17 protein-coding genes and 1 pseudogene are annotated in these 24,540 nt (G+C 66.7%); 9 read left to right on the plus strand and 9 right to left on the minus strand.

Annotated elements, in window-relative coordinates:
* Positions 1-117: 117 nt before the first annotated feature.
* From oxlT (YU1_RS0116060) to YU1_RS0116075, 4 genes are all read right to left on the minus strand, one after another.
* Positions 118-1,431 carry an oxalate/formate MFS antiporter gene (oxlT, locus tag YU1_RS0116060; RefSeq protein WP_029004942.1) on the minus strand — a complete coding sequence of 438 codons (1,314 nt, stop codon included), beginning with the start codon at positions 1,429-1,431 and terminating at the stop codon, positions 118-120.
* Positions 1,432-1,896: 465 nt separating this feature from the next.
* The gene (oxlT, locus tag YU1_RS29810; RefSeq protein ID WP_035715574.1) at positions 1,897-3,198 is read right to left on the minus strand and encodes an oxalate/formate MFS antiporter; all 1,302 of its coding nucleotides are present in this window, start codon (positions 3,196-3,198) and stop codon (positions 1,897-1,899) included.
* Positions 3,199-3,333: 135 nt separating this feature from the next.
* Positions 3,334-4,563, minus strand: a complete 1,230-nt coding sequence (frc, locus tag YU1_RS0116070) for a formyl-CoA transferase (protein WP_029004943.1) — start codon at positions 4,561-4,563, stop codon at positions 3,334-3,336.
* Positions 4,564-4,756: 193 nt separating this feature from the next.
* Positions 4,757-5,224, minus strand: coding sequence for a CBS domain-containing protein (locus YU1_RS0116075; protein WP_035715605.1), 468 nt, complete (start codon positions 5,222-5,224; stop codon positions 4,757-4,759).
* Between the two features lie 429 nt (positions 5,225-5,653).
* On the opposite strand from YU1_RS0116075, the gene YU1_RS0116080 reads away from it, so the two are divergent.
* Positions 5,654-6,343, plus strand: coding sequence for a GntR family transcriptional regulator (locus YU1_RS0116080; RefSeq protein WP_029004945.1), 690 nt, complete (start codon positions 5,654-5,656; stop codon positions 6,341-6,343).
* A 99-nt stretch (positions 6,344-6,442) separates the two neighbouring features.
* Here YU1_RS0116080 and carA read toward each other — a convergent pair whose 3' ends face one another.
* Entirely contained in the window at positions 6,443-7,654 is a 1,212-nt protein-coding gene (gene carA / locus YU1_RS0116085) for a glutamine-hydrolyzing carbamoyl-phosphate synthase small subunit (RefSeq protein WP_029004946.1), read from the minus strand.
* 180 nt (positions 7,655-7,834) lie between these two features.
* Between carA and YU1_RS0116090 the strand changes: the two genes are divergently transcribed.
* The 3 genes from YU1_RS0116090 to rpoD all read left to right on the plus strand — a co-directional run bounded on the left by YU1_RS0116090 (position 7,835) and on the right by rpoD (position 12,561).
* Positions 7,835-8,293: a GatB/YqeY domain-containing protein gene (locus YU1_RS0116090; protein WP_029004947.1), complete on the plus strand. Its 459-nt coding sequence runs from the start codon at positions 7,835-7,837 to the stop codon at positions 8,291-8,293.
* Positions 8,294-8,439: 146 nt separating this feature from the next.
* Positions 8,440-10,383 carry a DNA primase gene (gene dnaG / locus YU1_RS0116095; protein WP_029004948.1) on the plus strand — a complete coding sequence of 648 codons (1,944 nt, stop codon included), beginning with the start codon at positions 8,440-8,442 and terminating at the stop codon, positions 10,381-10,383.
* Between the two features lie 180 nt (positions 10,384-10,563).
* On the plus strand, positions 10,564-12,561 hold the full coding sequence (rpoD, locus tag YU1_RS0116100) for an RNA polymerase sigma factor RpoD (protein WP_029004949.1): 1,998 nt from the start codon (positions 10,564-10,566) through the stop codon (positions 12,559-12,561).
* On the opposite strand, the gene YU1_RS33520 is transcribed toward rpoD, so the two are convergent.
* Positions 12,558-13,451 carry a PDDEXK-like family protein gene (locus YU1_RS33520; protein ID WP_198018952.1) on the minus strand — a complete coding sequence of 298 codons (894 nt, stop codon included), beginning with the start codon at positions 13,449-13,451 and terminating at the stop codon, positions 12,558-12,560. The two genes, rpoD and YU1_RS33520, sit on opposite strands and share 4 nt — an antisense overlap.
* A 96-nt stretch (positions 13,452-13,547) precedes the next feature.
* Here YU1_RS33520 and YU1_RS32750 point away from each other — a divergent pair.
* Both YU1_RS32750 and YU1_RS0116125 read left to right on the plus strand, forming a co-directional pair.
* Positions 13,548-13,670, plus strand: a pseudogene (locus tag YU1_RS32750) (sigma factor-like helix-turn-helix DNA-binding protein); the annotation flags it as partial.
* Positions 13,671-14,266: 596 nt separating this feature from the next.
* Positions 14,267-15,886: an ABC transporter substrate-binding protein gene (locus YU1_RS0116125; RefSeq protein ID WP_029004950.1), complete on the plus strand. Its 1,620-nt coding sequence runs from the start codon at positions 14,267-14,269 to the stop codon at positions 15,884-15,886.
* 60 nt (positions 15,887-15,946) lie between these two features.
* Here the strand turns inward: YU1_RS0116125 and YU1_RS32080 are convergent, their stop codons facing one another.
* Together YU1_RS32080 and YU1_RS0116135 are read right to left on the minus strand one after the other, a co-directional pair.
* A complete protein-coding gene (locus YU1_RS32080) occupies positions 15,947-19,156 on the minus strand; it encodes an autotransporter outer membrane beta-barrel domain-containing protein (protein ID WP_051356937.1) in 3,210 nt (1,069 codons plus the stop codon).
* A 130-nt stretch (positions 19,157-19,286) separates the two neighbouring features.
* Positions 19,287-20,672, minus strand: coding sequence for a glutamine synthetase family protein (locus YU1_RS0116135; protein ID WP_029004951.1), 1,386 nt, complete (start codon positions 20,670-20,672; stop codon positions 19,287-19,289).
* Positions 20,673-21,031: 359 nt separating this feature from the next.
* Between YU1_RS0116135 and YU1_RS29820 the strand changes: the two genes are divergently transcribed.
* From YU1_RS29820 to YU1_RS0116150, 3 genes are read left to right on the plus strand one after another with little or no spacing between them, the layout of a single operon-like run.
* Positions 21,032-22,546, plus strand: coding sequence for a sensor histidine kinase (locus YU1_RS29820; RefSeq protein WP_051356938.1), 1,515 nt, complete (start codon positions 21,032-21,034; stop codon positions 22,544-22,546).
* Positions 22,539-22,976: a response regulator gene (locus tag YU1_RS0116145; protein WP_029004952.1), complete on the plus strand. Its 438-nt coding sequence runs from the start codon at positions 22,539-22,541 to the stop codon at positions 22,974-22,976. The genes YU1_RS29820 and YU1_RS0116145 overlap by 8 nt, the downstream gene beginning before the upstream one ends.
* 17 nt (positions 22,977-22,993) lie before the next feature.
* Positions 22,994-24,094 (plus strand): response regulator, encoded by a 1,101-nt coding sequence (locus tag YU1_RS0116150; protein ID WP_245263354.1) that lies wholly within the window; start codon positions 22,994-22,996, stop codon positions 24,092-24,094.
* Positions 24,095-24,112: 18 nt separating this feature from the next.
* Here YU1_RS0116150 and YU1_RS0116155 read toward each other — a convergent pair whose 3' ends face one another.
* Positions 24,113-24,454, minus strand: a complete 342-nt coding sequence (locus tag YU1_RS0116155; RefSeq protein WP_029004954.1) for a rhodanese-like domain-containing protein — start codon at positions 24,452-24,454, stop codon at positions 24,113-24,115.
* Positions 24,455-24,540 lie beyond the last annotated feature (86 nt).

Raw genomic sequence — 24,540 nt, forward strand, 5'->3', positions numbered from 1 at the left:
CGGAGGTGAATGGCGCCCTGAAACGCAACGACCCCCGGCAGGCCGGGGGTCGGGAAGATGGCAGGGACTGCCGCAAAGGTTGGGGCGGAGGAGTTTCCTCTTCCGCCCGGACATTGGTCAGTTGGCGACTTCAGCCCGACCCTTGATCACCTCTTCCGGGGCGGAAGCGGCGGCCTGGGCCACGAAGCGGCTGCGCATCGGCTTCAGGACAAAGAGCGCCATGAGCGCCGCGATGGCGTTGACCGCCGCGGTGATCGTGAACACCAGGTCCCAATTGCCGAACTGCGCCACAGCCACGCTGGCGAACGGCACCACCAGGGACGCCGTGCCCTTGGCGGTGTAGAGCATGCCCGCGTTGGTGGTGGCGAACTTCGAGCCGAAGGTGTCGCCGCACGTCGCCGGGAACAGCGAGTAGATCTCGCCCCAAGCGAAGAAGACGAGGCCGGTGAGCAGCACGAAGGCCAGCGGGTTGGAGCCGAAGTGCGCCAGCGCCAGGACGCCGACGGCCTCAAGACCGAACGCGATGAACATGGTGTTCTCGCGGCCGATATTGTCCGACACCCAGCCGAAGAAGGGCCGGGTCAGGCCGTTCAGCACGCGGTCGATGGACAGGGCGAAGGTCAGCGCCGGCATGGTGATGCCGATCAGGCTCACCGGGACGTCGGCGATCTTGAAGTCCTTGGCGATGGAGCCGAGCTGGGCCGTCGCCATCAGGCCGCCCGCCGCCACCAGCACGAACATCAAATACATCACCCAGAACACCGGGGCCTTGGCCATCTCGCCGGGGCCGTAGTTGCGGCGGCTCTGCGTGACGCCCTTGCTGGCGACCTTCGGAACCTGGCCCTCCTTCGGGCTCTTCAACAGCAGCGCCGCGAGCAGGACCACGCCGCCCTGGAGCAGGCCGAACACCAGGAAGGTCTGCTGGTAGCCGGCATTCTGGATCATCGAGGCGATGGGCACGATGGTCAGGGCCGAACCCGCGCCGAAGCCGGCGGCGGTGAGGCCGGCGGCGAGGCCGCGGCGATCCGGGAACCACTTGAGCGCCGCACCGACGCAGGTGCCGTAGACCGCGCCGGCGCCGATGCCGCCGATGGCCGCAGACACATAGAGCAGCGTGAGGGTGTCGGCGATGGAGTTCATCGCCCAGGCGGCGGCGCAGAGGATGCCGCCGATGAAGACGACGATGCGCGGGCCGAACTTATCGACGAACCAGCCCTCGATGGGGACGAGCCAAGTCTCGGTGAGCACGAAGATGGTGAAGGCCACCTGAATCGCGGGGCGGCCCCAGTGGTATTTGTCGTTGATCGGCTCGACGAACAGCGTCCAGCCATACTGGAGGTTGGCGATCATCGACATGCAGACGATGCCGATCACCAGTTGCAGCCAGCGCCCGCCGATGGGCCCCTGACTTGCGGTTTGAACAGACGGCATTTCCTTCCCTTCCACGTTTGGTGTCATCGAAAGCTGGTCGATGAACGGCCCGTGACGGTCGCCATTCTTAACGCGGACCCATTTGGCGATGGGCCAGCTCGCGTACCGTCACCTTGGTCCCATGAAAAGATGCCGCAATACATGCTAATTACGGTTATGTAACCGCTACATATCCTTGATTTTCAGCCAGTTTGGGTTGAGTGTGGCCAGTTTCGCCAAGAACGAAATCCACATTTATTGATGGATACGTTCGGATCAACACGAATATACGTGGATCAAAAACCACTCTTTCGGGCAAAGACGCCGAAACACTTCTCACTTTTCTTGGGTACTCCGATTTGCACCATGCCGTCCAGATCGTTTTTCGCGGGCTGCAAAGCCCGTTGGGCGTCACGGAACAAAAAAAGGCCCCGGCAGAGCCGGGGCCCCGAGGGGTCGCCCGAAGGCGACAGAGGGCTTTTTGAGTCAGGCGCGGGCGATGGCCTCGCGCTGCTGCGTGGCGTTGGCCGCTTCTGCATTCAGGCGATGATGGCGGGCCAGCATCGGCTTCAGCACGAAAAGCGCGGCAAAAGCGGCGGTCATGTCCATGGCGGCGACGAGATAGAGCACGGTGGCCCAGCTCCCGGTGGCTTCCATGATCAGGTTTGCAACCGGGACGAGCAAAGCGGCGACACCCTTGGCGCAATAGAGAACGCCGTAGATCTTGCCGACGTGCTTGGAGCTGAAGGTGTCGGCGGCCGTCGCCGAGAACAGCGAGTAGACTTCGCCCCAGGCCAGAAACACCACGCCGCTCAGGATGATGAACGCCCACGGATTGTGGCCGAACGTGCCGAGGGCGATGATGCCGATGCCTTCCATGGCGAACGCGAAAAACATGGTCTTCTCGCGGCCGATATGGTCGGAAATCCAGCCGAAGAACGGACGGGAAAAGCCGTTGAGGATGCGGTCCAGCATGAGCGCGAACGGCAGGGCGGCCATGGCGAAGAAGTAGAGATTCACTTCCACCTTCTTCACGCCGAGATCTTCGGCGATCACGCCGAGCTGGGCCACCGCCATCAGACCGCCGGTGACGGTGCAGATGAACATGCCGAGCATGACGTAGAACACCGGCGTCCGCAGCGCTTCACCCAGCGTATAGTCCCGGCGGGACTGTGCAACGTTGGAGGAATAAACCACCTCGGTATTGCCCGGCGCACGCAGGAAACCGGCCGCGAGCAGGATGATGGCACCCTGGATCAGGCCGAAGGTGAAGAACGTGGCCGAATAGCCCGAGGTCTTCAGCATGTTGGCGATGGGGATGATGGTGAAAACCGTGCCCGAGCCGTAGCCCGCCGCCATCAGGCCGACCGCCAGGCCGCGCTTGTCGGGGAACCACTTCAGCGCGCTGTTGACGCACGTGGAGTAGACGCAGCCGACGCCGATGCCGCCGATCACCGCGCCCACGTAGAAGCCGGTCAGCGAGGTGGCATAGGAGTTGATGACCCAGGACAGGCCGGTGAACAGGCCGCCGACGAGCACCACGGCGCGCGGGCCGTACTTGTCGATGAAATAGCCCTCGATGGGCGTGAGCCAGGTCTGCACCACGGCGAAGATGGTGAAGGCCACCTGGATGGAGGCGCGTGTCCAGCCGTTCGCATTCTGGATCTCGGGCACGAACAGCGTCCAGCTATACTGGATGTTCGCGGCCGCGACCATGCAGACGATACCCGCAATCAATTGCAGCCAGCGCACCGATGGCGCCGGACTGCTCCCTGCTTGAGCAACCATGTTTCCAACCCCTAGTGAAGACGATTTTTTCTTTGTTTTTTGGATGAGAAAGCCGCTTCATCCTCGTTTTTCCCTCATGACGCGGCCGACGGCGAACTGAATTCCTTTCGTGTCAGGGAGATCCGACCGGACGTCTCACGCGGCCCCGGAGGCGCGCATGCTGGCGATGTCGTCGGGGTCGAAGCCGATCCAGGAGAGCACCTCTTCCGTGTGCTCGCCGAGAAGGGGGGCCCGCTCCACCTCGACCGAGCTGTCGGAGAGCTGGATGGGAGATGAAACGGTGACATAATTGCCCCGCTCGGGATGGGGCACTTCCACCAGGAAGCCGCGGTCGTAAAGGCTGCGGTCTTCCATCAGGTCCTTGGTGGAGAGGATGGGGCCGCACGGCACGTCGATGGCCGAAAGCGCCTTCATCACCTCGAATTTCGTCCGCTTGCGCGTCCAGGCCTCAATCACCTCGAAACAGGCCTCCAGCCGCTCCGCCCGCGCCTCATGGGAGGCGAAGCGATTGTCGTCGATCAGGTCCTTGCGGCCGATCAGGCGCATCAGCGGCGCCCAGCCCTGCGGCTGGATGATGACGTAGCAGAAATCATTCTCCCCGCCCGGGGCGCAGCGCAGCGCGGCGCCGGGCTGGCCGCCGCCCGAGGCGTTGCCGACGCGCGGCACCGCCTCGCCATGGGGCGCGCCGGGATATTCGGTAAGCGGGCCGGCGGCGAGGCGCTGCTGGTCGCGCAGCTTCACCCGCAGCAGGTTCACCACGCAGTCCTGCATGGCCACGTCCACGCGCTGGCCCTTGCCGGTCACCGTGCGCTGATAGAGCGCCGCCAGGATGCCGGCGACGCAATGCACGCCGGTGCCGGTGTCGCCCACCTGGGCGCTGGAGGCCGTGGGCGGGCCGGACTGCCAGCCGGTGGTGCTCATGGCCCCGCCCATGGCCTGGGCGATGGTCTCGTAGGCCTTGGCGTCCTGCGCCGCGCCGTCCGCGAAGCCCTTGATAGAGGCATAGATCAGGCGCGGATTGATGGCCTGGATGCGGTCGTAGGAGAAGCCCTGCCGCTCCAGCACGCCGGGGCCGAAATTCTCCACCAGCACATCGCAGCGCTCGATCAGCCGGGTCAGTGCCTCCTGGCCCTGCGCCGACTTGATGTTGAGCGTCACGCTGCGCTTGTTGGAGTTCAGCATGGCGAAATACAGGCTGTCCACGTTCGAGCGGTCGCGCAGCTGGCTGCGCGTGATGTCACCCCGGCGCGGCATTTCGATCTTGATGACGTCGGCACCCATCCAGGCGAGCAGCTGGGTCGCCGAGGGTCCGGACTGGACATGCGTCATATCCAGAATGCGCACGCCTTCGAGTGCCTTGACCATGCCTCTACCCCTGGATCCTGCCCCTGAATTTCCGATGCCGATCTTTCGCCGGCCTCTGAAACCACCCGCCCAAGCCGCGGAATGAACAACCGCTTTTTTCGCGTCTACAGTATCTCGTATACCAAGTACAAGAAACCCTACCATTCCTTCAGGACGGCTGCAAATGATTTGCAGCCGCCGTCTTGGCCGATTCTTACCGCAGCGCAGCAAGCGCCACGGTCATGCCGCTGTGCGCCTGGTCGGCGTAGGAGACGACCTCGGATTCGTGCAGATAATGGCGCATCAGATCGGTGGCGCTGATCACGCCCACCAGCGCATGCTCTTCCATCACCGGCAGATGGCGCACCTGATGCTCGTTCATCAGTCGCAGCACGGTGACGATGCTGTCCCGCAGCGTGCAGGAGATCACGCTGCCCGTCAGCAGGCTCGCCACGGTCACGTTCGGCGTGTTGGCGCCATGGGCGACCAGCGCGCGGGTCACGTCGCGCTCGGAAAACACGCCCACCACGGTATTGCCCTCGGTGCGGCACACGTCCTTGACCACCACGGAGGAGATGTTCTCCCGCCGCATGATCATGGCGGCCGTCGCCACCGTCTCGTTCATCCGCACCGTCACGATGCGGGTATCGCGCTTCTCCCGCAGGATATCATCGACCGTAATCATGGCATTCCTCACCTGGCTGGAACTCCGCGGGTCTGCCCGCGGGGGGTGCGCAGCGCCTGAGGCCGGCCGCGTGGGGCACCTGCCCCGTTCATTGGAACCATGCTGGTATGCAGAATACGTGATGTCAATAAGCAGCGCCGCAGCCGGAAGCTGCCTTTTACGTTGCACTGCAACCTGATTTCTCGACTTTTGCAGAAAAGCGACGCTTGCTTGCTCTCTTAGGCGAGAGATGACACAGAGTATGTTGTATGCGCCGAACGGAAGCGTCGCCGTGCCCGCCAGCGGGATTCGCGCGGCGCCCTCGCGCAGCACCTGCGTCCGGGCCGCCCACCGGCACGCACACGTGGCACTGCTGGAATGGCACCGCTGGAATGTGGCATGGCTGGAATGGCACGGCTGGACCGGCTTGGATCAGGCAAGGATCAGATGACGTACCAGGATATCAACGTGAAGCCGATCGAGACCGAATCGAGCTTCCGGATGAAGGCCTACAAGGCGCTCAAGGCGGCCATCATGGAGATGGACATCTATAGCCATGAGGAAGAGATCCGCCTGGAGGAGCGCCAGCTCTCCGAGAAGCTGGGTGTCTCCCGCACGCCGATCCGCGAGGCCATGACGCTACTGGAGCAGGAGGGCTTCGTCCGCTCGGTGCCGCGGCGCGGCATCTTCGTGGTGCGCAAGACCAAGCGCGAGGTCCTGGAGATGATCACGGTCTGGGCGGCGCTCGAGAGCATGGCCGCCCGGCTCGCCTGCCAGGTGGCCTCAAATGCCGACATCACGCTGCTGCGCGAGAACGTGCGCGCCTTCGCCAACCGCAACCCGGAAGCGTTCGTCTCGGAATATTCCGAGGCCAACCTCGCCTTCCACAAGCTCATCATCCGCCTGTCCGGCTGCCACCTGCTGGGCGAGATGACCGAGAATCTGTTTCCGCACATGCGCGGCGTGCGCAAGGTGACGATCGGCCAGGACCACCGCGCCCAGCGCTCCATCGTCGACCACACCAAGATCGTCGAGGCCATCGAGAAGCGCGACGCGGACCTCGCCGAGCGCCTGGTGCGCGAGCACACGCTGGGCCTGGCCAAGCATGTGGAAGCCCACGGCGACTTCCTGGACTGAGCATTCCGCCCACGCCCCGCCACGGGACCCGCCCCAAAAGAAAAGCGCCCGGACCATTCGGCCGGGCGCTTTTCTTTTCTCAAGGGCGCACGCGGCGGCTCAGGCCGCCGTCTTGTGCCTGGCCATCAGGTCCACGAAGCGCTGGAACAGATAGTGGCTGTCGCGCGGGCCCGGGCTCGCCTCGGGGTGGTACTGCACCGAGAACACCGGCTTGTCGCTGAGCGCGATGCCGGCGTTGGAGCCGTCGAACAGGGAGACGTGGGTCTCCTGGGCATTGGCCGGCAGGTTCTCGCGGTCCACCGCAAAGCCGTGGTTCATGGAGGTGATCTCCACCTTGCCCGTGGTCAGGTCCTTCACCGGGTGGTTCGCCCCGTGGTGGCCCTGGTGCATCTTCAGGGTGCGGCCGCCGACCGCCAGGCCGATCATCTGGTGGCCGAGGCAGATGCCGAAGGTCGGGATCTCCTTGGCGATCAGCTCGCGGATCACCGGCACCGCATATTCTCCCGTCGCCGCCGGGTCGCCGGGGCCGTTGGAGAGGAACACGCCGTCCGGCTTCAGCGCCATCACCTCGTCCGCGGTCGTGGTGGCGGGCACCACCGTCACCTTGCAGCCGGCGGTGGCGAGCAGGCGCAGGATGTTGCGCTTCACGCCATAGTCGATGGCCACCACATGGAACCTGGGCGCGCCCTCGCGGCCGTAGCCCTCGGGCCACGTCCACTCGGTCTCATCCCAGTTGAAGCGCTGGGCCGAGGTGACGCCGGGCACAAGGTCCATGCCCACGAGGCCCGGCCATTCCCTGGCCTTGGCCTTCAGGGCCGGCAGGTCGAAGACGCCGTCGGGATTGTGGGCGAGCACCGCGTTGGGCATGCCGCCCTCGCGGATCAGCGCGGTGAGCGCGCGGGTGTCGATGCCGCTGATGGCGGGGATGTCCCGCGCCTTCAGCCACTGGTCGAGATGGCGGGTGGCCCGGTAGTTGGACGGGTCGGTGACCGCGCCGCGCACCACCACGCCGCGCACGCCGGACACGGCGGCGGCGGACACCGTCTCGATGTCCTCCTCGTTGGTGCCCACGTTCCCGATGTGCGGGAAGGTGAAGGTCACGATCTGCCCGGCATAGGAGGGATCGGTGAGGATTTCCTCATAGCCGGTGATGGCGGTGTTGAAGCACACCTCTCCCACGCCCTCGGTGGCCGCGCCGAACCCGAAACCTTCGAGCACGGTGCCGTCAGCGAGAACCAGAAGCGCGGTCGGCTTCGGCTCGGTCCAGCCCTCAGCGGCGCCGGTGGCGGCTGCGTCTTGTTCCTGCGTCATGGATCGCCTAAATAAGGGGTCGCGCGCGGCGTTGCCAGCCATGCGCGCGAATTTATGCGCTGACGCCCCGGCTACCTGAGGATGCCGCTGGTGACAAGGGGCCGCGCTCATACCCCAGATCTGCGCTCTGAGCGGAGCCGAGCCCGGCTCCCCTGCGCATGCAAAATTTAAGAGGACGCCGTGCTGCGTGACGAGATCAATACAGCGCTCAAAGAGTCGCTGAAGGCCCAGGACAAGTGCCGCACCTCCACCCTGCGGCTCATCAATGCCGCGCTGAAGGACCGGGACATCGACGCCCGCGGCCTCGGCAAGGACCCCATTTCCGACGATGACCTGCGCGCTTTGCTGGCCAAGATGGTCAAGCAGCGCGAGGAAAGCGCGAAAATCTATGCCGACAACGGCCGCCCGGAGCTTGCCGCCCAGGAGCGGGACGAGATCAAGGTCATCCTGGACTTCCTGCCCAAGCAGCTCTCGGAAGAGGACACCCGCGCGGCCATCGCCAAGGTGGTCGCCGAGATCGAGGCCAAGGGCATCAAGGACATGGGCCGGGTGATGGCGGTGCTGAAGGAGCGCCACGCCGGCGCCATCGACTTCGGCAAGGCCTCCGCCTGGGTCAAGGACGCCTTGACGGCGGCGTGAAGACCCGCAGTGAATAACGGGGATAGCGGGCAGCGGCCCGGCATCGGCGTCTCGGCCTGTTCGGCCGGGGCGCGTTTGCTTTTCGCCCGCGTTAGGTTATCCGGCTGAGCCTCCCGCAGCCGCGTGTGGACCCAAGAGCAGCCGGCATGCGCTTCCCGCCTTCCTTCCTCGATGAGATCCGAACCCGGGTGCCGGTGTCGGACGTGGTCGGGCGGCGGGTCAAGCTCCGCAAGCAGGGCCGCGAGTTCGCCGGCCTCTCGCCCTTCAATGCGGAGAAGACGCCGTCCTTCTTCGTCAACGACCAGAAGGGCTTCTACCACTGCTTCTCCTCCGGCAAGCACGGCGACGTGTTTGATTTCCTGATGGAAACGGAGGGCCTGCCGTTCGGCGAGGCGGTGGAACGCCTTGCCGCCATGGCCGGCCTCCAGCTGCCGGACGTGACGCCGGAGGTCGCCGCCAAGGAGGCCCGCCGGCGCGGCCTGCACGAGGTGATGGAACTCGCTTCCGCCTATTTCGAATCGCAATTGCAGGCGCGCGGCGGCGCCAAGGCCCGCGGCTATCTGGCCGACCGGGGCCTCGGCCCATCGACCCAGAAGAAATTCCGTCTGGGCTACGCGCCGGGCGACCGCTTCGGCCTCAAGGAGGCCCTGGGCAAGGCGGGCGTGCCGGTCTCCGACCTGATCGAGACCGGCATGCTGATCGCCGGCGACGATATTCCCGTCCCCTACGACCGCTTCCGCGACCGGGTGATGTTCCCCATCACCGACCTCAAGGGGCGCGTGGTGGCCTTCGGCGGGCGAGCGCTGGAGAAGGACGTTCCGGCCAAATACCTGAACTCGCCGGAAACCACGCTCTTCCACAAGGGCTCGCTGCTCTACAATGCCTATGCCGCCCGCGCCGCCACCCAGAAGGGCGCCCCGCTCATCGCCGTGGAAGGCTATGTGGACGTCATCGCCCTGGTGGAGGCGGGCTTCGAGGGCGCGGTCGCCCCGCTCGGCACCGCGCTGACCGAGGAGCAGTTGCAACTGCTCTGGCGGATGGCCGACGAGCCGCTGCTGCTGTTCGACGGCGACAAGGCCGGGCGGCGCGCCGCCTTCCGCGCCATCGGGCTGGCGCTGCCGCACATCAAGCCGGGCAAGAGCCTGTCCTTCGGCACCCTGCCGGACGGTCAGGACCCGGACGACCTCATCCGTTCCGGCGGGCGCGAGGCCATGGAAGCGGTGCTGACGCAGGCCCAGCCCCTGGCCGCCATGCTGTGGGCGCGGGAAACCGAGGGCGTCAACCTGGAGACGCCGGAGCGCCGGGCCGCACTGGAGGCGCGCATCGGCGAGGCGGTGGCCGCCATCCAGGACGAGAATGTCCGCCGCCATTACAAGCAGGACCTCCACGAGCGCCTGAAGCGCCTGCTCGCGCCCGCCGGGGACGCCCGCCCCCGCCGATTCGAGGGCGGCGGCTGGGCGGCGGCGCCCGGCGGCTTCAACCGCGGCTCCGGCCGAGGCGGGCGCGACGCACGGTCCGGGCGCGAGCCGCCGCTGATGACCGGGGGGGAGATCGCTCGCAGCGCCGTGGTGCGCGGGCCGCTCGCCAGCCTGCCGCGCAACGAGGCCCTGCTGCTGTTCTGCCTGCTCAGCCACCCCTGGCTGATGGACGAATATGCCGAGGATGTCTCCGATCTGCCCTTTGCCAACAAGGAGGCGGACCGGCTCCGGCGGGCCCTGCTGGAAGCCCATCTCGACGGCGCCGATGACGGCGAGACCGTCGGAGCACATCTTTCGCGCGACGAATTGAACGGGCTCGCGCAACGCGTGCGCGCCCTGGCCAATACCAAGATGGACTGGCCAGTCTATCCCGATGCCGGGCGGGAGGATGTCCGGTTGTGGTGGTTGCAGCGCTCGGCCTTGCATCGCAAGGCTTACACGCTATCTAGAGAATTACGGGAAGCGGAACGGTCTCTTGGGGACGACCCGAGCGATGCCAACTTCGCTTGGCTGCGCGACGTGCGGGAACGCCTGTCGGCGGCCGAGGGGACCGAAGCGCTGGTGGAGGGGTTTGGCGCAGCATCCGGGCGCGGGTCATCCCGGTCCGGTTAGCTGCCCTGCGCTTTTTGAAGGGTTGCCGGGCGTTTTACGGCCCTTTTGGGGTTGGAGCGGCCTTCAGGCTGGTTTAACGGGATCGCCTTACGGTGGCCCGCGTTGAGTTGGGATCAGGTGGGAGCGCCAGGGCGGCGCGCCGCCTTCTCGCCGCAGGGCGGCGATGTGCAGGAGATGTCCATGGCGAAGCAGGCCACCGAGACGACCGAAGCTCCGGAGAAGGAAGTCGACGCCCCCGACGGGCCGTTGCTCGACCTTTCGGACGCGGCTGTCCGGAAGATGATCAAGAATGCCAAGCGCCGTGGCTACGTGACCTACGAGCAGCTCAACGAAGTGATGCCCTCCGAGGAGGTGACCTCCGAGCAGATCGAGGACACCCTCGCCATGCTCAACGACATGGGCATCAACGTCATCGAGGCCGAAGAGGCCGAGGCGGAAGAGGCGAGCGAGGAAGGCGAGGCGGCGGAGGAGCCGGAAGAGGCGGAGGGCGGCGAGCTGGCCGAGCCCACGCCGCGCGCGGTCATCCGCTCCGAGACCAAGTCCGAGCCCGGCGAGCGCACCGACGACCCCGTGCGCATGTATCTGCGCGAGATGGGCAGCGTCGAGCTGCTGTCCCGCGAGGGCGAAATCGCCATCGCCAAGCGCATCGAGGCCGGCCGCGAGGCGATGATCGCCGGCCTGTGCGAGAGCCCGCTGACCTTCCAGGCCATCATCATCTGGCGCGATGAATTGACCGAAGGCCGCGTGCTGCTGCGCGACATCATCGATCTGGAAGCCACCTATGCCGGCCCCGAGGGCAAGAACGCCCCGGTGATCGAAGGCGAGACTGCGCTTGCCCCCGAGGCGGGCGAGGATGGCATTCTCGGCGACGGCGCCTCTCCCAGCGACGACGAAGACGACATGGAGAACTCCCTGTCGCTCGCCGCCATGGAGACCGAGATCAAGCCGAAGGTGGTGGAGACGTTCGATCGCATCGCCGACAGCTACAAGAAGCTGCGGCGCCTGCAGGACCAGAATGTCGAATCCAAGCTGAAGAACGAGACCCTCTCGCCCTCGCAGGAGCGCAAGGCGAAGAAGCTCAAGGAAGACCTCGTCCTCGACGTGAAGTCGCTGTCGCTCAACCAGGCCCGCATCGACGCGCTGGTGGAGCAGCTCTACGAGATCAATAAGCGCCTCGTCGGCCTGGAAGGCCGGCTGCTGCGCCTCGCCGAGAGCTATGGCGTCGCCCGCGACGACTTCCTGCGCCAGTACCAGGGCTATGAGCTCGACCCGAAGTGGCTGCTGCGGGTCTCCAAGCTCGGTTCCAAGGGCTGGAAGAACTTCGTCGCCCACGAGAAGGACGGCATCCACACGCTGCGCGGCGACATCCACGCTCTCGCCACCGAGACCGCGCTGGAGATCGCCGAGTTCCGCAAGATCGTGCAGATGGTGCAGAAGGGCGAGAAGGAAGCCCGCCAGGCGAAGAAGGAAATGGTGGAGGCCAACCTGCGCCTCGTCATCTCCATCGCCAAGAAGTACACGAACCGCGGCCTGCAGTTCCTGGACCTGATCCAGGAGGGCAACATCGGCCTGATGAAGGCGGTCGACAAGTTCGAGTACCGGCGCGGCTACAAGTTCTCCACTTATGCCACGTGGTGGATCCGGCAGGCCATCACCCGCTCGATCGCCGACCAGGCGCGGACCATCCGCATCCCGGTCCACATGATCGAGACGATCAACAAGATCGTGCGCACCTCGCGCCAGATGCTGCATGAGATCGGCCGCGAGCCGACCCCGGAGGAACTGGCCGAGAAGCTCGGCATGCCGCTGGAGAAGGTCCGCAAGGTGCTGAAGATCGCCAAGGAGCCGATCTCCCTCGAAACGCCCATCGGCGACGAGGAAGACAGCCACCTGGGCGACTTCATCGAGGACAAGAACGCGGTCCTGCCCATCGACGCGGCGATCCAGAGCAACCTGCGCGAGACCACCACCCGCGTGCTCGCCTCGCTCACGCCGCGCGAGGAGCGCGTGCTGCGCATGCGCTTCGGCATCGGCATGAACACCGACCACACCCTTGAGGAAGTGGGCCAGCAGTTCTCGGTGACCCGCGAGCGCATCCGCCAGATCGAAGCGAAGGCGCTGCGCAAGCTGAAGCACCCCTCGCGCTCGCGCAAGCTGCGCAGCTTCCTGGACAACTAGGGCATCGCGGCAATCTCCAGGGCAATCAAGCGAAGTCGTTGGCAAGCGGCGACGACTTCGCTCACCACGTCCAATTGCTCGGAGAGCGGTTGCCCCCACGAGGCCGTTTTCACGGGGATGCCGAGCATCCCCGTGCTCGCCTTTGAACGATCGACCAGCCCCACTTTGTCTTTAAGGATCCCTATCCGACTACGATGATCTCCCATTATCTCAAGATCGACCAGATCCTGACTCACCTTCCAAAATATTGAGAAGCCAGTCGGCCTATCTGCCCATTTAACAGACAGGCCATAGGCATCTCCCGTTGGATCGTGACTAAATTCGGGGGCATTACCCCTTAGGAAGTTTGAAAAATCTTCAGAGAAACTCTTAACCTCTATCTTGGACGCAGACGTTATTTTACTCACATTCTCCAAGCAGGAGCGAAGAGCGGATGCACGCCAGTTGGCGTGAGATCCATTTTTCTGCGCGAACCATGAGGCAATGTCATCAATTGCAAGCTGGCAATGCCACGTATCGCTCTTGGGAACACTTGAGAGGTATGTGTTCGGCGCAATCAGGACGAGCTTGTATTCCGCAGCCAATCCCTCACCCACAAGCTCATTCGCTCGCTCGTGATACCTGTCACACTGAGCATCGGCAAAACGTGCACTGATCTTGTCTTCGATCAGCACCGCAATCCGCGTTCCGGCCTTATCGAAATAGACAAGAACGTCAGTCTCACCCCATTTTGCGTTCACTTTTGCTGACACAGAATGCTCAGCTTTCAAAAAATCAGCTCCATCAATACCGACCTGAGCGGCTAGCCAGTTCGCAAATCCTGTATCTGAATAGAGTTCTTCAAGGATAAAAAGATCGACGTCGCGTTCCTGCATTTTGAAGGGCGCCATGCATTTATTCCTCATTCGGTCCATGGGCACATTGATAGGTAACATATGGCAGCCATAGCCACTTGAGCAAATGTCCGCTTCACCGGCTAACGCTTCCAGGAAGTGGGTCAGCAGTTCTCGGTGACCCGCGAGCGCATCCGCCAGATCGAGGCGAAGGCGCTGCGCCAGCTGAAGCACCCTTCTCGCTCGCGCAAGCTGCGCAGCTTCCTGGACAACTGAGCGCCCCGCGCTCAGGCCATGCAAAGCCAAAGGGCCCGGCGCAGCACGCCGGGCCCTTGTCGTTTCCGCCCCGCCGATGGCCCCGCCGCTCCCGCCGGCCGCCGCGGTGCAGCCACAGCCATGCACAAGCTTAGGGCTGCAACCTCGACGCCATGATCGAGCGTCCGCATGCCACGCCCTTTCCGGAAGCCGGCCTGATCTGCGCCCTCCTGGTCGCCGCCTGCGCGGTGGTGGCGTTCGCCACCTTCGCCAGCGCCTGACAGAGCCGGATCATCGGCCGCCGCTGCCCGGCCGCCGCCGGACGGCTCAGCGCGGCTTGCGCGTCTGAATCTCGCCCCAGGCCAGCGCGCCGGCGAACAGGATGAACAATCCCAGCACCCCGGCGATGAAGAAGGCCGCTTCTGTCGTCATGCCAAAATCCCCCCTTTATTGCAGCGCTGCGAAGGCTAAGCCCGCGCGACCGGCCGGCTTTGATCGAAATCAAGGCAGCGCCCGCCGGGGCGCCGCCGGCCGCGGATCACTCCCCCATGGGCATGGGACTTGCTTCTCCGGAGGCGCACCGCCGCCACCGGCGGCGGGGATCTGGAGGACACGGCATGACAGCGGAACTGCCCATGGACCGGAGAACGCTCCTGAAGGGCACGGGCACGGTCGGGCTCGCCATGCTCCTGGGCGGCGGGGCTTCCGCGCAGAACCGCAACGACACCCTGCTGGTGGTGCAGGAACTGGGGCCCAACAGCCTGGACATGCACGGCGTCGGCTCCAACCAGACCGTCAACGGCCTCTCCTGGAACACCTACGACCGGCTGCTCACCTATGCCGCGACCACGCTGCCGGACGGCACGCTGTCCTATGACCGCGCCACCCTCGCGCCCGAGCTGGCCGAGCGCTGGGAGGAGGCGGCGGACGGCATGTCCTGCACCTTCCATCTGCGCAAGGACGCGGTGTTCCACGACGGCACGCCGGTCACCGCGAAGGATGTGAAATGGTCGTTCGACCGCGCGGTCAGCGTCGGCGGCTTCCCCACCTTCCAGATGTCGGCCGGCTCGCTGGAGAAGAAGGAGCAGTTCGTGGTGGTCGACGACCACACCTTCCGCATCGACTATCTGCGCAAGGACAAACTGCTGCTGTTCAATGTCGCCGTGGTGGTGCCCTTCATCCTCAATTCGGCGCTGGCCCAGAAAAACGCCACGGCGGACGATCCTTGGGCAATGGTCTGGCTCAAGTCGAACACCGCCGGCGGCGGCGCCTACAAGGTGGAAAGCTGGAAGCCCGGCACCGAGACCATCCTCACCCGCTTCGACGGCTGGAAGAACGGCAAGGCGCCGGCGATCCGCCGCATCATCATCCGCGACGTGCCCTCCGCCGGCACCCGCCGCGCCATGCTGGAACGGGGCGACGCGGACCTCTCCGCCGGCTTCCCGCCCAAGGATTTCGAGCAGCTCATCAAGGAGGGCAAGCTCAAGGTGGTGGGGATGCCGATCCCCAACTGCCTCTGGTACATCGCCCTCAACACCGCCAAGCCGCCGTTCGACAATGTGAAGCTGCGTCAGGCGGTGGCATGGGCCCTGCCCTACCAGCAGATCCAGGACAACGCCTTCTTCGGCAGGGCCAAGCCCATGTATGGCGCGTCAAGCGCCACGCCGGCAGAGCCGGTGTGGCCGCAGCCCTTCCCCTTCACCACCGATCTCGACAAGGCCAAGGCGCTTCTGGCGGAGGCGGGCTTTCCCAACGGGCTCGACACCACCCTGTCGCTGGACGTGGGCACGGCGACCGTAGGCGAGCCGACCGCGCTGCTGATCCAGGAGAACCTCGCCAAGATCGGCATCCGCGCCACGGTGGAGAAGATCCCCGGCGCCAACTGGCGCACCACGCTGAACAAGAAAGAGCTGCCCATGGCGCTCAATCGGTTCAGCGGCTGGCTGGATTACCCCGAATACTATTTCTACTGGAACCTGCACGGCAACAATTCGATCTTCAACATCTCGGCCTACAAGAACCCCGAGATGGACAAGCTGATCGACACCGCCCGCTTCAGCGCCGACAAGGCGGAATACGCGGCGGCGGTGAAGGCCTTCATCGCCTTGTGCATGGCCGATGTGCCGATCCTCCCGCTGAACCAGCCGATGCACGACGTCGCCATGCAGAAGGCCGTGTCGGGCTATGAATTCTGGTTCCATCGCGAGCCGGACTACCGGCAGTTCACCAAGGGCTGATCGGGGGCAGACGGGGCCGGTCCGCACGGACCGGCCCGGATGCCTCAGAAGCGCCGGTCATCAGAAGCGCCAGGAGAACGCACCCTTCACCGCCGTCTCGGTGAAGCCGGAGGCCAGTTGGCCGTTATAGGCGAGGCTCACCTCCACCGTGTCGCTGAGGCGGGCGCCGAGGCCCGCGCCCAGCACCAGGGCATCCTGCGCCAGCGGCGCGCCGGCCACCGTGAAGGGCGCCGAGCCGGCCGTGAAGGCGAGCGTCGTGGTGGGCGTGACGTCGCCGAAGGCGTGCTGCCAGCCGATGGTGCCGGACAGCGTGAGCGGCAGCGCCGAACCCGCCGCGATCACCGCCCGCGCCTTGAGGCCCAGCGTGCTGCTCAGCGTGTCGAAATGGGCGTCCTGAGCGGTGAGCGCCGCCGCGCCCGTCTCGGTGAAGCCGTTGGTGGCCAGCGCCGTATAGGCGAGGCCCGCGAACGGCTCCAGCGTCAGCGGAACGCCCGCCCCCTTCACGTTCCAGCCATAGCCGATCTCGCCGAACAGCTGCGCCGTACCGGCGGAATAGCCCGCGCCATAGCCTGCCACCTGCCCCGGCACCATCACCGTGCGCGACACGGACAGGTCGTGCCAGCCATAGGCCGCACCCGCCCGCAGGTTGAAGGCACCGGAGGCGTCCGCCCCGAAGCTGCGGCCGGCATAGAGCGCGACGTCGTAGTTGTCGCTCGAACCGGAGCCCGGCAGGCTGTCGGTGCTGAAGTCGGACTGGCTGAAGCCGCCGGCAAAGCCCAGCCGCCAGTCGGAAACGGAACCATCGAGACCGATGAGGAAGCCGCCGATGGAGCGGGTGACGGCGGAGGCGTTGCCGTCGCTCCCCGTGCTGCCCCAGCCGCCATAGGCCTGCGCCCACAGCGTGGTGCCGGCGCGATCCAGCGCCACCGTCTGCGCCGTGCCCGGCGTGCCGGTGGCCGCCTGCTCCAGACGGCCGAGCACGGCGCCGCGCACATAAGCGGACTGCACCTGGAGCACGCTCTGAGCGGAGGCATAGATCTCGCCGGTGAGGCTGGAGAGAGCGGCGGGCGCGGCCGCCCCTCCCATCAGCGCCAGGCTCTGCATCAGCGGGCTGGCGGTGGGCAGCGTGTCCGCCGCACGTCCCGCCGCCGCCGCATTGGCGGTCGGCGCGAAGGCGGCATAGGAGACCGCGCTGCGGGTCAGCGTCAGCGTTCCGGTGCCGCCCATCGTGCCGGCGAGAAAGGGATAGGTGGCCCCCGCCGTGCCGAAGAACGGGCTGGCCACTGTGAAGTCCGAAGCGATATTGCCGGCGGTGATCACCTGATAACTGGCGCCGAGCCGGGCGGTGAAGCCGGCGCCCAGCACCGGCACCAGCGTCGCGCCGCCGGCGGTGAGCGTGCCGCCGACGACCAACTGGTCGGAGGTGCCCGGCGCGCCCAGTTCGACTAGCAGCGTGGACCCCGGCTGGAAGGTGGCGTTGCCGGCCACCGTCTGCACGCCGATGGAATTGCCCGGCGAAACCGTGCCGCCCGGCCGCACCACCAGGGAACCCATCGCACCGTTGCCGCCGAGAATGCCGGAATTATCCACCGCGCCGGTGACGGCGCCGTTGTTGGTGAAGAGGCCGCTATTGGCGACGTTGCCGCTGAACACGCCGGTGTTGATGGTGGTGCCCGTGTTGGTGAAGCTGGCGGCCACCGTGCCGCTGTTGATCGTCGTGCCGGCATTGGTCACGCCCACGCCCGCAGGGGCGGCGAACGTCCCCTGGTTGATGAGCGTCTGCCCGGCGGCAACATTGTAGCCGCCATTGGCGTCGATGAAGGTGGCGCCCTGGAGCACGCTCAGCGAGCCGATCAGCGTGCCGTTGAGCACGGTGACGCCCTGCGCCGCCACCGTCCCGCCGGACTGCGTGAGGTGGCCGTTCAGATAGATCACCCCGCCCTTGAGGGTCAGGCTGCCGATGCCGGTGATGTCGCCGTTGAAATTGGCCGTGGAACTGGTGAGGACGGTGCTGTTGGCCAGCAGCAGCACCGGCAGGTCGGTGGAGAAGTCCGCCGTCAGCGATAGCGTTCCCTGGGCGGCGATCATCTGCGTCACCTGGGCCGTGCTGCCCGGATAGTAATTGAGCGCGAGACCAATGAAGCCGCCGTCGGCGTCATACAGCACGTTGTAGCCGGCATAGGTGTGCACGCTGGAATTCACGAACGTGCCGTTCTGGGTGTAGACGTTCACGCCGTCCGGCGTCTGCGGGTTAGACATGTCGCCGATGCGGAAGCTGTAGGTGGCGATGCCGCCCTCGATGACCAGCGTCACCAGCGTGCCGTTGGAGGACACCACCGTGCTGCCCTTCGGCAGGCCGATGAAGGCGTCGGTGACGCCGGTGTCCATCAGCAGCGTGCCGGTGCCGCTGGCCTTGTCCACGGTCACGGTGGCCTGCACCGCCTGCCAGGTGGTGCCGGTCTGCGCCGGCCCCAGCGTGAGCTGCGCATAGCTGTAGCCGGCGGCGGTATTGGCCCCGGTCAGGCCGAGCACGACGCCCGTGGGCGTGACGATGTAGCCGTTGCGATAGGTGCTGGCGCTGGTCCCGTCGATGTTGAGGAAGGGATTGTAGGCCTGCGGCGTCGCGGCCGCGCTGTTGAGCAAGGCGACCGCCGTCGCGGCATTGGACGTGTCCACGGTGCCGGTGCCCATGGTGTTGCGGTCGAAACCCACGCCCATCATCAGCGTGTTGAACTTCGCCCCGGCCGCATCGCAATTGGCGCTGTTGCCGCCGCCGCCGAGGCATTGCGCCTCGGTCACCACCAGGATCGGCAGCGTCGCCGTCACCGTCGTCGCGACGCCGTGCGCGTCCACGCCGTTCTGGAAGGTGAGCGTCTCGGTGCGGAAATAGCCCGTCACCAGCAGGCCGGTGCTGTTGTAGAACACCCAGCCCGGCGTGCCGGTGAGGGTCGCCGCATTGAGACCCAGTTGGTTGGCGGAGACCACGAAGCCGGTGGAACCGGTGTCCATCGTCGGGTTGAGCACGTGCCCATTCACGGTCACGTCGAAGGTGAGCGAGCCGCCATGTTGCACCACCGCGTCGAGGCCGCGCTGGTAGCTGATGAAATAGGATTGGCTGTAGCTGTCATACATGGTCCAGCCGGCGGCGGATGCCGCGCCCGCCGGGAAAAAGCCCCAGCCTGCCAGGGTCACGCCGGCCAAGACCATGCCGGCCGCGCGCCGCAGCAGAACCGCGCGCCAATTGCGCCCGCGCCCCATGATGTCAAACATGCCCCACCGCAGATGACGTATGATAGCACCTCAATTTAGCGAGGCGGCGCGGGCAAGGTCAACAGCGGGCGCGGCGGCGGGAGCCGTCTTCGGGGTCGCCATGCGGCGCGGGCCGGGCCCGCGCCGGCCTTCAGAGATAGGTCTCGTATTCCAGCGGCAGGATCGCCCGGGTGAAGGCGGCCAGTTCCTCGCGCTTCATCACCCCATAGATGCGCTGATAGTCCGTGCCGAAGGTGCGGGCGATGAAGTCGGAGGCGAGGAAGCCGTCCACCGCGTCGGCCATGGAGGGGGACAGGCGCTCCGTCTCGCCCTCGAAGGCGTTGCCGCTCAGCGGCGGCGGCGGCTCGATCTCGCGCTCGATCCCCTCCAGCAGGCCGGCGAGGATGCCGGCCATGACGAGATGGGGATGGGCTTCCGCGCCGGAGATACGGTGCTCCAGCCGGCGCGCGGCGGGCGGCCCGTTGGGCACGCGCACCGCCACCGAGCGGTTGTCGAACCCCCAGGAGATGCCGGTGGGCGCATAGCTCGCCGGCACCAGGCGGCGGTAGCCGTTATAGCTCGGCACATAGAACAGCAGCGTGTCCTTCAGCGTGGCCAGCAGGCCACCGGCGGCATGGCGGATGAGCCGCTCGCCCGCGCCGTCCGGGCGGGCGAAGGCGTTCTGGCCAGCGCCGTCGCCGAGGCTGATGTGCACATGCATGCCGTTGCCGGCGAATTCGGCGAAGGGCTTGGCCATGAAGGTGGCGCGCAGCCCGTGCTTGCGGGCCACCCCATCGATCAGCCGGCGCAGCAGGATGGCCTCGTCGGCGGCCGCCAGAGCGTCGGGGCGATGGTAGAGGTTGATCTCGAACTGGCCGGGCGCGGCCTCCGAAATCACCGTATCGGCGGGCAGGCCCTGGGCGGCGGCGGCGGCGCGCATCTCGTGCAGGATGCCGGCGAAGGCATCGAGGTCGGACATGGAATACATGTTCTGCCGCGCCTCCCCGGTATGGGGGAACACCGGCACCGGCGCCTCGCCGGGCGCCCACGGCTTCAGCAGATAGAATTCCAGCTCGAACGCCACGGTGGGCACGAAGCCGAGCGCGGCCGCCCGCTCCACCTGCCGCTTCAGCTGCTGGCGCGGGTCCAGCATCCAGGGGCTGCCGTCGTCCTGATGCATGGTCAGCAGCACCTGCGCCGCCGGGCGCGGCGACCAGGGCACCGGCTTCAGCGTGCCGGGAACCGGCCGGCACAGGCCGTCCTTGTCGCCGGTCTCGATATGGATGCCGGTGGCGTTCACCTCCCGGCCCCAGATGTCGAGGCCGAACAGCGAGCGCGGCATGGGCACGCCGTCGCGCCAGATCTTCGCCATGGTGGCGCCGGGCACCCATTTACCGCGCAGCACCCCGCTGGTGTCCGGCAGCAGGACCTCCACCACGTCGGGAGAGCCGTGCCGGGCGACGTAATCGGCGGCTTCATCCCGCGGCGGCACGGTACCGCCGGCGGCGGTCGAAGCGGTTTGCGAGGGGCCTTGCATGGTGCTCCAACAAAAAAACTGTGCTTTCCTGCCCATCCAAGCGCGTCGGCATGGAACCTACAAGCTTCAGCGAAGCTTTTCCCTCCAGAAGCGCGATCTCGGGGAGCGGCGGGTTTGAAGCAAGAGGTCTCAGGCCGCGTGGCGCCGTCAGGCGTGGCGCGCGCGGACGAGCGTGGCGTGCCCCGGCTGCGGCGCGGTCCGCGCCATATGCGCGCGGTCCGCTCGCCGTCGCGTTTTCGCGCGCGCGTGCGTATCCCTGTTCCTGCCGCGGCTTCGCCGTCCCCGATCCGGAAGCCCGTGCCGTGACCGAGACATCCGCCGCCACATCACACGCCGCCGCATCGCCGGGCTCAGCATCGATGGTCTCAGCATCGACGGCGGCCACGCTCCCCGCCGCGCCCCGGCCGCTGCTGAACCAGGCCATCGTCATGGCCGCCGGCTTCGCCGTCCTGATCATCATCAGCGTGACGTCGGTCTTCCTGGTGAACCGCGCCCGCGACGACGGCGATCTCGTGGCGCAGACTCTGCTGCTGGAGAACACGCTCGCCAATGTGCAGAGCCTGCTGCTGCGCGCGGAAAGCTCGCAGCGCGGCTTCCTGCTCACCGGCGACAGCAATTACGTGTCCGCCTTCGACGGCACCATGGCCGACCTCTCCATGGCGCTCCAGCACGTGCGCGCCGGCGCCGCCACCAGCGAGCGCCGCCGCGCCCTGGCGGACCGCCTCGCGGTGCTGGTCCAGGCCAAGCAGGATGAATTGCGCCACACCATCACCCTGCGCCGCAGCGGCGACGACATGGGCGCGCTCGCCGTGGTGCGCACCGACCGCGGCGAGGAGCTGACCCGCGACATCACCGTCGTGGTCAGCCAGATGCAGCAGGCCGAGCAGGCCCTGCTGGACGAGCGCTGGTCCGCCTCGCGCAGTTCCAACCTCTGGCTGCTGGTGACCAATCTGGCCGGCGTCACCGCCATCATCGTCATCGCCGCCGTGGCGCTGCGGCTGACCCAGCGCGGCTCCGACGCCCTGCGCAAGGCGCATCGCGAGGTGGAGACTTCCAACCTCGTGCTGGAGCAGCGGGTGGCGGAGCGCACCGCCGACTTGCAGGAAGCCAATAACGAGATCCAGAGCTTCGCCTATATCGTCAGCCACGACCTGCGCTCGCCGCTGGTGAACATCATGGGCTTCACCAGCGAGCTCGAAGCCCTGCGCACCGATCTGTTCGACCGCCTCGCCCGCCTGCGCGAGCGCGCCGGGGAGGAGGACGCCTCCGAGGACGAGGTGCTGGACAAGGATTTCGAGGAGGCCTTCGGCTTCATCAAGGCGTCCATCACCAAGATGGACCGGCTGATCAACGCCATCCTCGAACTCTCCCGGCAGGGCCGCAAGGAGTTCGTGCCGACGGCCGTGAACATGACCGAGATGGTGGAGGCCATCGCCGCGACGATGGCTCACCAGTTGATGGACCGTAATGCCAAGGTCACGGTCGCGCAGATACCCCCGCTCATCAGCGACCGGCTTGCGCTGGAGCAGATCTTCACCAACCTGATTGACAACGCTGTCAAATACCTGCGCCCTGATGTACCAGGGCTGATCGAGATTTCCGCCCGGGAAACCGTGGGCTACGTCACTTATCTGGTGCGGGACAACGGCCGCGGCATCGATCCCGGCGACCGGGTGCGGGTGTTCGAGCTGTTCCGCCGCTCGGGCCCGCAGGACCGGCCGGGGGAAGGCATCGGGCTCGCGCACGTGCGCACGCTGGTGCGGCGCCTGGGCGGGGGGATCACGCTGGAATCGGAACTGGGGGTGGGCACCGTGTTCAAGGTCACGCTGCCCCGCAGGCTGGTGGTCGAGGGGAATGGGGGACGGGATGCCTGAGCATGTAACCATCATCATGATCGAGGACGATGCCGGGCATGCACGGCTGATCGAGAAGAACATCCGCCGCGCCGGCGTGCTGAACGAGATCCTGCCCTTCACCGACGGCACCAGCGCCATCGCCTATCTGTTCGGCCCGGACGGCACCGGGGCGGTGAATGCGGGCAAGGCGCTGCTCGTGCTGCTCGACCTCAACCTGCCCGACACCACCGGCGTCAACATCCTGAAGCGGATCAAGGAGAACGAGCACCTCAAGCGCTCGCCCGTGGTCGTGCTCACCACCACGGACGACAAGGTGGAGATCCAGCGCTGCTATGATCTGGGCGCCAACGTCTATGTGACCAAGCCGGTCAATTACGAGAACTTCTCCAACGCGGTCCGGCAGCTCGGACTGTTCTTCTCCGTCATCCAGGTGCCCGAGGCGAAGTGATGGGCGAGGCGGCGCGCGTGGACGGATCGCAGACCGAGCCCATGGCCGCCGCCGGGGTCCGCCTGCTCTATATCGACGACGATCCGGGGCTCGGCCGGCTGGTGCAGCGCCAGCTCGGCCGCCGCGGCTACGTGGTCGAGACCGCCACCTGCGGCGCCGACGGGCTGGCGCGCATCGGCGAGGGCGGCATCGACGTGGTGGCGCTCGACCATTACATGCCCGGCCAGGACGGGCTGGAGACGCTCGCCGCCATCCGCACCCTCCAGAACCCGCCGCCCGTGGTCTATGTCACCGGCACCCAGGAGAGCCGCGTGGCCGTCGCCGCGCTGAAGGCGGGCGCCTCCGACTATGTGGTGAAGGAGGTCCAGGGCGACTTCATCGAGCTGCTCAGCTCGGCCATCGACGCCGCGCTGGAGCAGGTGAAGATGCGCCGGGCGCACGAGGCGGCGGAGGCGGAGATCCGCGCCGCCCGCGACCGCTTCGAGGCGCTCGCCGCCGAGCGGGCGCTGCTGCTGCGCGAGATGAACCACCGGGTGGGCAACTCGTTGCAGATCATCATGTCGCTGCTGCACCTCCAGGCCGGGGCGACGGACAATGCGGAAGTGCAGACCGCGCTCAGCAACGCGCGCGGCCGCGTCTCCGCGGTCGCCCAGGTGCACCGGCGCCTCTACACCTCCGACCAGGTGACCACGGTGGCGGTGGACCAGTATCTCGGCGCCCTGCTGGACGATCTGCAGATCTCCGCCCAGCACGGCGAGGTGGGCATCGCGCTGTCCACCGACATCGATCCGCTGGAGATCGACCCCGACCGCGCCGTGGCGCTGGGCGTCATCGTCACGGAACTCGTCATCAACGCCTCGAAATACGCCTATCCCGGCGCCAAGGGCCCGGTGCGGGTGACGCTCATCTCCGCCGACGGCCATGTGGAGCTGACGGTGGAGGACGAGGGCGTCGGCCTGCCGGAGGGCGCGCCCCTCTCGGCCAGCGGCCTCGGCAACCGCATCGTCCGGGCCATGGCCGCCAAGCTGGGCGCGGCGCTGGAATTCCCGCCGCGCGACCAGGGCGCGGCGGTGCGGCTGACCTTCCCGCTGATGGACGTGCCCGCCGTCGGGCTGTGAGGCTCAGTTCGCCTCGGCTCAGCCCGCCTCGGTCTCGTAGCCCGCCGCCTTCCAGCCCAGGATGCCGCCCTGCATGTGCTCCTCGTAATCGAGCCCGGCCGCCTGGGCGAGGGCGAGCGCCTTCTGCGAGCGCTGCCCGGAGCGGCAGGAAAACACCAGCCGCTTGCCGGCGGGGTCGGGCAAGGCGGCGGGGTCGAAGCTCTGCAACGGCGCCAGCACCGAGCCGGGGATGCGCTCGGCCGTGGTCTCGTTGGGCTCGCGCACATCCACCAGGATGACGCTGCCGTCATCGAGGCCGGCTTTGACCTCGGCCGGCGTCAGATGCACCACGCGACCGCCGAAGGGGTTGATCTCACTCATCGGACATCTCCATTCCACCCCACCCTGCCCCAAGCCCCGCGGTCGGCGCAAGCACCGGGCGGAGGCCCGCGCCGGCGGCCCGGAAG

The organism is Azorhizobium doebereinerae UFLA1-100, from assembly GCF_000473085.1.
In the GTDB taxonomy this organism is placed as follows: Bacteria; Pseudomonadota; Alphaproteobacteria; order Rhizobiales; family Xanthobacteraceae; genus Azorhizobium; species Azorhizobium doebereinerae.